The organism is Mesorhizobium sp. LSHC420B00 (genome assembly GCF_000503055.1).
In the GTDB taxonomy this organism is placed as follows: Bacteria; Pseudomonadota; Alphaproteobacteria; order Rhizobiales; family Rhizobiaceae; genus Mesorhizobium.
On sequence record NZ_AYVY01000069.1, the window covers coordinates 1 to 3,475 of the forward strand.

General features: G+C 61.2%; 2 protein-coding genes and 1 pseudogene. 2 read left to right on the forward strand and 1 reads right to left on the reverse strand.

What is annotated here, in order from left to right; all coding sequences use genetic code 11:
* Positions 1–145 precede the first annotated feature (145 nt).
* Both X760_RS73440 and X760_RS78750 read left to right on the forward strand, forming a co-directional pair.
* Complete coding sequence (locus tag X760_RS73440) at positions 146–1,786, forward strand: N,N-dimethylformamidase beta subunit family domain-containing protein (protein WP_023723241.1); 1,641 nt, start codon at positions 146–148, stop codon at positions 1,784–1,786.
* 262 nt (positions 1,787–2,048) lie between these two features.
* Positions 2,049–2,281, forward strand: a pseudogene (locus tag X760_RS78750) (IS21 family transposase); the annotation flags it as partial.
* Between the two features lie 253 nt (positions 2,282–2,534).
* On the opposite strand, the gene X760_RS78755 reads toward X760_RS78750, so the two are convergent.
* Complete coding sequence (locus tag X760_RS78755) at positions 2,535–3,212, reverse strand: recombinase family protein (RefSeq protein ID WP_348633273.1); 678 nt, start codon at positions 3,210–3,212, stop codon at positions 2,535–2,537.
* Between the last annotated feature and the right edge of the window lie 263 nt (positions 3,213–3,475).

The following is a 3,475-nucleotide window of genomic DNA, read 5'->3' on the forward strand; positions in this document are numbered from 1 at the left end:
ACCACTTCTTCACCAAGCCGCAACACGAAAGAACAAAGCTCTTCCTCAGCCAGATTTTGAAACACTGAAGCGCCCCGTCCTACGGCATAGCCGGCCTTGCTGCTCATGCCTATCCGACCGTGACCGAAGAATATGGGATTCTAACATGGCAAAGCTCCCGAGTGATTTCCCGGATTTCGGGTTGACGCCTGAGGAGAGGCGATTTGCGGAGCGGCACCATTTTTACGAATGGGCCGGTATGGATGGCGCGCGCGGCGAGATCTGGTGTTACAGCGAAAAGTGTTCCTACCGCCCGGGCGAAACGGTTCGGCTGCAAGTGAGTTCAACCGCGCCACACTTCACCATTGCGATCATCCGCGACGGCGGAACCCAAACAGAGATATTGGAGCAAAGCGGCATCGCCGCACATTGGCAGGACACGCCCGAGCATTGCTCGGTCGAGGGGTGCGGCTGGGAGACTGGGTTCGAGTTTCAGATTGGGGAAGACTGGCCGTCCGGCGGCTACCGCGTGAAGTTGACGGCGGATGGGCGCGACGGTCGACCAATCCATTGTCATCACATTGTGATCGTGCTGCCCAAAGGCGGTCGCAAGCCGGGCCGGGTTCTGCAGGTGGCGGCGACGGCCACATGGCTCGCTTACAACACTTGGGGGGGGTCGAATCACTATGAGGGCATCACCGGCCCGAACCGCAACCTGTGGTCTCCCATCGTGTCAACGCAACGTCCTTGGGGGCGGGGCTTTGTCGTTCTGCCGCCGGATGCACCTCGTGTGCCACTGGAAATGATGATGCCACCTAAGACGGTGCCGCGCCATCCGCACAAAGAATGGGCCTATGCTACCGGCCACTCGAAGAAATATGCTTCGGCCGGGTGGGCGACCTACGATAGCCACTTTTTCCGCTTCGCCGAGCGCGCCGGATATGGTGTTGATCTCATCAGTCAACATGAACTCCACTTCGCGCCAGAAATCCTGTCCGACTATGATTGCATCGTCTTTAGTGGCCATGACGAGTACTGGACATGGGAAATGCGTGATGCGGTTGACACTTACGTAGCTCAGGGAGGCCATGTAGCGCGGTTCGCCGGCAACTTCGGCTTGCAGATCAGGCTGGAGGACGAGGGCCGCCTGCAGATCTGTTACAAAAATCGCGCGCGTGCGGAAGATCCCATCTTTAATGGCGGAGATGTCAGCCGCGCCACAACTATGTGGGAAACCCCCGAAGTCGGCCGGCCGGGCGCACGGACGTTTGGCCTAAATGCCTCTAACGGAGTCTATGCCGGCTGGATGGGGTGCGTGCCGCGTGGAGTCCGAGGTTTCCCCATTTATCGGCCGGAGCATTGGGCCTTCGCTGAGACTGGCCTGTTCTACGGGGACGTCCTCGGTGCCGAGAGCCACATATTCGGCTATGAGGTTGATGGGCTGGATTATGAAATCCGCAACGGCTTGCCTTACCAGTCCCCTACGAGCGGCGCGCCTGATGGACTTGAAATCCTCGCGGTGGGAATGGCTACCCAGGTTGAATGGAGCGCCGATCTTGCATTTGACGACCTGACGATGGGGGATGCGGATGCCCGCGCTGACGCTGAGGCGCTGTTCGGCGAAGTGAACAGCGACAACATGGAAAAACTAAAGCGCGGATGTGGTATGATTGTGAATTTCAAGCTCGGCAAGGGCGAGGTGTTCCACGCTGGTAGCTGCGAATGGGTAGCCGGGCTTCTGAGAAACGACAGCATGGTCGAACGCGTGACCTGCAATGTGCTTAATCGCTATCTCGGCCGGGGTTAGGTGCCGGCGCAAAAGATGCATCACCGAGATCGAGCTTGGCGGGAATCGCGGTGTGTCGCGTTCGAAGGAAAGGCAAAATCTGATCCGGGAGCATTGAAGGAGCGGAGCTGCTGGGCAAGCTTGCGCCCTAGGCCGAGCGGTTCGGCTTCGAGACGGGGGCAACTGGCTTTGGCACGAACTCAAACGAGTCGGGCTGCCGTGTCGTGTGAATTGATGCCCGTCATGCCAAGGCGACGACCCTCTCGGTTCGTAAGAAATGGCTTCGCCGAAGGCGGCGTCGCAAAGCCCCCGGCGGCCGGTGCCCGACCGGAGCTATGTGGAGAATGAGTTGCGCCCCCGCGGCGTAACGCGCGTGCTCCTGTGGGAGGAGTATCGTGCCGGCAATCCCGACGAGTTTGGCTATACGTGGTTTTGCACCACCTTAGAGGGTCTGGCGCATCGTCGGGCGCGCCCGCCCTTTCCAGGCCGCATCTCGGCGGCGAGAAGGTGTTCGTCGTTCGGCTTGCCTTCCCAGGTCCGCAGACCGCGTTCATTGAAGATATCGGCGATCTCGCGATCGCAATGACGGTCGAGCAAGCGGTCGACCTCGGCGACGAGCTCAGGCTTGAACTTGCGAACCTGGGCGATCGGCAAGGGCCGGTCAAGCGTCAAGGTGCGCGTCGCCCCGCCGCGCGGGGCGAGCTCGGCGTCATGACGCGTTTGCTCGATATGTTGGCGGCGCAACGTGTCCGTCTCGGCCGCGCGTACCTCAAGCTCGCGCAGCACCGCCAAAGTGACCTCGAGGGTCATCGGCGTCATCAGTGCGACAAGCAATGCACCCACCGCCGGGTCGACGACTTTGCCGGGCACGGACTGGCAGACCTTGTCGCCAAGGCGGGTGCCCATGCGCCCGCCACAAAGGCCGAGAACTCTGCCCTGGAGCAAGGCGGATCCTTCGCGAACCGGACCGGCACGGCGCTGCATTCATAGGCTTGGGCATTGGTGGTGAGACGCTCCTGGTTGGCCTTAAAGCGCTCCCAGTCGATATAACCCTATTGAACCGCCAGTCAGCCATATCCACCTTGATCTGCGAGACGCCGCCGCCGCGCCGGGGCCGTCCACGCGTTGGACCGTAGACGAAGGCGCCGGCATATCGCGGATTGTGCAGGATCTGGAGGATGCGGGCGTGCAGGGGCGGCGCCTGCATCAGCTCGCCTTTGTGCAGTCCTCGCGGTAACAAGATGCCTTCGTCGAGGAGAAACTTGACGGTTCTGGTTGCGCTGCCCAGGCGCTCGAAGGTGGCGAACGCCATGCGGAGCACGGCCTGCACCTCGGCGTCCGGGTCGAGCGCGATGATGCCGTCGGACAAGTAGACTAAGACTAGGCCGACGGGCGGCCCTTTCTTCAGATCGCCGCGGCTTGCTTTGTTGAGTTGGCCGCCGCACATGCGAGCCTTGAGCCCCAGCAGCAGGCGATCGTTGAAGCTGGCCGGGTCGTAGACGCCATCCTCATCGAGGATGAGGGTGCTGGTCAGGGCGCACAGCTCAAGCAGCCGGTGCCAGTCGGCGGAGTTGCGGGCCAGGCGTCAAGCCCCATGTGTCAATGCCGCTCGAATTTTCCCCAAAAGTGCCGAAGTGCGTATTCCGATGAAGCCGGCCACCGATTCCGATTTGAAGCCGGCCAGTCATTCCGATTTCATTCCGGCCACCA

What these genes read in the sequence shown, in the direction of transcription:
- X760_RS73440 (WP_023723241.1), top strand. Translation starts at nt 146, where the DNA reads ATGGCAAAGCTCCCGAGTGATTTCCCGGATTTCGGGTTGACGCCTGAG.
- X760_RS78755 (WP_348633273.1), bottom strand. Translation starts at nt 3,212, where the DNA reads ATGTGCGGCGGCCAACTCAACAAAGCAAGCCGCGGCGATCTGAAGAAA.